Source organism: Geobacillus sp. B4113_201601, from assembly GCF_001587475.1.
In the GTDB taxonomy this organism is placed as follows: Bacteria; Bacillota; Bacilli; order Bacillales; family Anoxybacillaceae; genus Geobacillus; species Geobacillus icigianus.
The window spans coordinates 1-3,827 of record NZ_LQYX01000080.1 but is presented as its reverse complement, the minus strand read 5'-3'; the positions used below and the strand labels follow the sequence as shown (position 1 = coordinate 3,827).

Here is a 3,827-nt window from a genome sequence, read left to right as displayed (position 1 = left end):
TCCCTCTATAAATATTGATGTATCAAGGCTTTGCGGCCTCTCAGGGGTGTCAAAAAAATATTTTTCGACAAAATCCATTACATCCTTTTTCAGTTTTGTGGATATCTTACAGACCTAGGGTGCGCTTCGCGGCCACGGCTGGGTATTTTTTACTGCAGTGGGGAGACGCGTATTCGATGCACCCTTGGATCTCTGCATCGCTGATGAGGACGAACCCTCCCATGTCTCCGGGCGTCTTCGCGCCAACATTCCCTCGTTCGGTCTCTTCATCAGGCAGAGGCCGGCTAAGCTCCTACAGGGACTCAAGGTCGAATGGATGATATCGCGCCAGCTTCTCCGGTGTCATCCTGTTGTCAAGAGAATTCTGTTTTACGCGAGAAGACAGGCACTAGGCGGCCCGGACTTGAACATGGGCGAAGACATCTTGCCTCATTCGTTCTCCATCAAACGCTTGCTTCTTCGTGCAGATGGTCAACAACACCTTGAGCAGTTTGCCGCACAACACCACGATCGATGGTTTTTTGGACAGCGGATTCGCCGCCCGGGTCGTGTAATACTTGTGCAACTCGCGAAACGCCTCATTATGGCGGATCAGGGGGATCACCGTCCGAAACAGAACCGAACGCAGCTGTTTTCGTCCCCGTTTCGAGATCCGTTTTTGCCCTTTGTGCTGGCCGGGGGAGTTCTCCTTGAGCGTCAGGCCCGCTAATTTGATCAGTTGCCGCGGGTCCCGATAGTGGGCAAAGCTCCCGATCTCGGCCAACAGGTCAACGATCGTGGCATCTCCCAGGCCATCCACCGTTTTCAACCACTGATATTCCACGGTCGTTTGCGCCAATGCCGTCAGTTCCGCATCCAGTGCGGCGATTTCCTCCTCCAATTGGCGATATCGGTGGACGAGCGCGGCGATCTCCAAACGGGCCATCTGCTGTCCTTCCGTCACGCCAATGGAATGGCTCGCGACCTCAAGCAGCTTCCGGATTTTCGGTTTCTGGGGCGCTTTCAGCCCTTCACTTTGCCGGTAGATCTCCACAAGCTCCTCCACGGTGCGGCCGGTGATCTCCTCCGGAAACGGGGTGAGTTCCAGCACGGCCAGCGCCATTTTCCCAAAGCTGGAGAAGACGGCGGAGAACTCAGGAAAATACCGGTCGGTCCAACGGATCATCGCGTTGCGCACGGCTGTATGCTCTTTCATGAACTTCTCCCGCAGCGTGCTCCCGACGCGTAAATTCGCTTCGATGTCGCGAAGGAGCCGAGGGAAGCTAAACCGCCCGTCTTTCGCCAGTCTGGCAATGACCAGTGCGTCTTTGGCATCGTGTTTCGTCGGCAGATTGTCATCGAGCTCTTTCGATCGGCGCACATGCGCAGGATTGACCATGACCAACGGGATCCCTTTTTCCTCAAGGAAATAGGCCAGGTTCAACCAGTAGTGCCCGGTCGGCTCGATCGCCACGATGACCTTGGTTTTCCCAAACTCGTTCATCGCTTGCCGAATGCGCTGATCCAGCTGCTCAAAGCCTTGTTTCGACTGGATGACGGGAAACGATTTCTGGAGCACGCGTCCCCGGGCATCAACGAAGCAGGCGTAGTGCTTTCGTTTGGCGATGTCCATCCCTACCACGAGTGTTTCATCCGTGACTTGATCGATCTTGTGATTTTGTGTACAATTCATCTGAAGTCCTCCTTGGCATGAATTCAGGGTTCATTGGTTGGTTGACACCCCTGCATCATACCAAGAGGGCTTTTTTTGTTCAAGTCCTCGGAAAAGCTTCTAACAGGAATGCTCCTTAAAACAATGTCAGCTTTTCCGTGATTTAATACAATAACCAAGAGGCTACATCGTTAAAAATTTTTCATTCGACATTTTCTTTAAAAGAAAATGGAGCGTGATGACAAGGACAAGCAATATACCAACAATGGTTCCAATAACTTTGTATTGATGTATATTCGTAAAGGTTAATACGTAAAACATCGCTCCAAACATAGAAGTAACTTTTAATATGACAATATTATCAAACAGAAACATGACGGCACATAATGCTATTCCAAAGAGCAAGTTAATAACGGGCAATAAGAATAAAGATAGCAAGTATTGAGAAGGAATCTGAAGCCCCAAGTGCAACTGATATCCATAGAATACAAACGAATATATACTACTAAGGATTGTTGCGATAAAAACAGAAAAAAGTACCTTGACAATTAATATCTTCTGTATAGAAAAGATTTGCAACATTTTTTCATATACTCGATTTTGTTTATCTGTCTTAATGGATTCAAAAAGTATTTGTAACAGAAAAATAATCGATGTCGTTCCTAAAATAAGATTAAATTTAATATGAATAGGGACAGAATTTAATCCATAGATGAAGTACAACACTAGAACAAATTCAATTGCTATTAGAAGCAACATCTTTTGTATTTTCTTTTTCAGAAGAAGAGATTCTTTCCACAATAGAGCCTTCATTCTATCAACCTTCTTTCTTATTCAAACGTAAGTAAATATCTTCAAGTATTGCTTCATTTTCTAAAGCATCACGTATTTCTATATTCAAATGGATCAATTTTAGTAAAATGTCGTTTAATTTATAAATTTGTTTATCTAAAATCACTTCATGATCTTTCACCAGAACATTTGGAAATTCTTCTTTAATTAGAATTGATTGTTGTTGATTGATTTTTGAGATGGTTCGTATTGTGACAAGAGAGGATTGAAAATCAGATTTTAATTTATTCAGTTCCTCTTTCACTTTTATCGTTCCATCAACAATCATAACGATTCGATTACACATATGTTCAATGTCATCAAAATTATGAGATGTAATGACAATGCAACTTTCCCTAGGATATTTCTGTATATATCTCTTTATTAAAGATCGATTTTCTACATCCAAGTTGATTGTAGGTTCATCCAAAATAAGAAGTTTGGGAGAATGGATAATAGAGCAAGCAAAAGCAAGTTTTTGTTTCATTCCAGAAGAAAGCAAAGATACCTTTTTGTTTTCCATTTTCTCCATGTTTAGACTATCTATCAGCTCTTCTACTACATGGGGAGGGGATTGATAAGTTTGAGACCAAAATATGAGATTTTCTCTCACTGTAAACTCTTCAATAATCCCTTTGGTAGAAGGCAAATACCCAATTTCGTGATTGGATATGTTCCGATTGATTTCCCCAGATGTTGGAGTATACAACCCCAAGATGATTCTTAATAAAGTGGTTTTCCCAGAACCAATTCCCCCAATAATGCCCACGCGATCCCCTTGGTGTAAAGACAAGTTAATATCTTTTAGTATGTAATTTTTATTATCAAATGATTTAGCAACATTGTGCAGTTCAATATAATCCAATGGTTTCCCTCCTACATTCTCCTTCTTTTTTTAATTATTCTTATTACAAACCCCTATAAGAACAAAGAGATTTTTGGTTTAAACTGTTAGAAAAAGCAACCTCTGCGGCTCTGCAATCCATACACATTCGTTTAAATTCACAAGTACCACAAGGTTCAATATTTTCCAACGAAAGCTTCCAATATTTCAGAACTTTTTCTTTTCTATCAAACAAATCAAGCAGACTGTTATGCTCTTTAAGATCCATCAGCACTTCCGATTCTAATCTTGGACACGGAACCACTTTTTTATCGGAAGTGATTGCTAAGCTGCCTGTTAAACAAGGATGATATATTCCAAGATAAGAAAAACTGTTAATGTCGCACCCAAATGTCGGCAACTCTTCATGATATAAAATAGATTCTTCTTTTCCGTGAAAATCCCCACCACTGGGTGAGTGCTGTATACGCTCCTGATCCGTGCGGGTATACTGAAAATGGC

General features: G+C 42.7%; 4 protein-coding genes. All 4 read right to left on the bottom strand.

Annotated features, from left to right (window positions below; genetic code table 11):
- Window positions 1–388: 388 nt before the first annotated feature.
- On the bottom strand, window positions 389–1,672 hold the full coding sequence (locus B4113_RS11195; protein ID WP_061912508.1) for an IS110 family transposase: 1,284 nt from the start codon (window positions 1,670–1,672) through the stop codon (window positions 389–391).
- Between the two features lie 162 nt (window positions 1,673–1,834).
- Window positions 1,835–2,464 carry a hypothetical protein gene (locus B4113_RS11190; RefSeq protein ID WP_033842605.1) on the bottom strand — a complete coding sequence of 210 codons (630 nt, stop codon included), beginning with the start codon at window positions 2,462–2,464 and terminating at the stop codon, window positions 1,835–1,837.
- Window positions 2,465–2,468: 4 nt separating this feature from the next.
- The gene (locus tag B4113_RS11185) at window positions 2,469–3,347 is read right to left on the bottom strand and encodes an ABC transporter ATP-binding protein (protein ID WP_033842604.1); all 879 of its coding nucleotides are present in this window, start codon (window positions 3,345–3,347) and stop codon (window positions 2,469–2,471) included.
- A gap of 43 nt (window positions 3,348–3,390) precedes the next feature.
- Window positions 3,391–3,827: SPASM domain-containing protein (locus tag B4113_RS18880; protein ID WP_235597997.1), on the bottom strand; the 437-nt coding region annotated here is incomplete at its 5' end.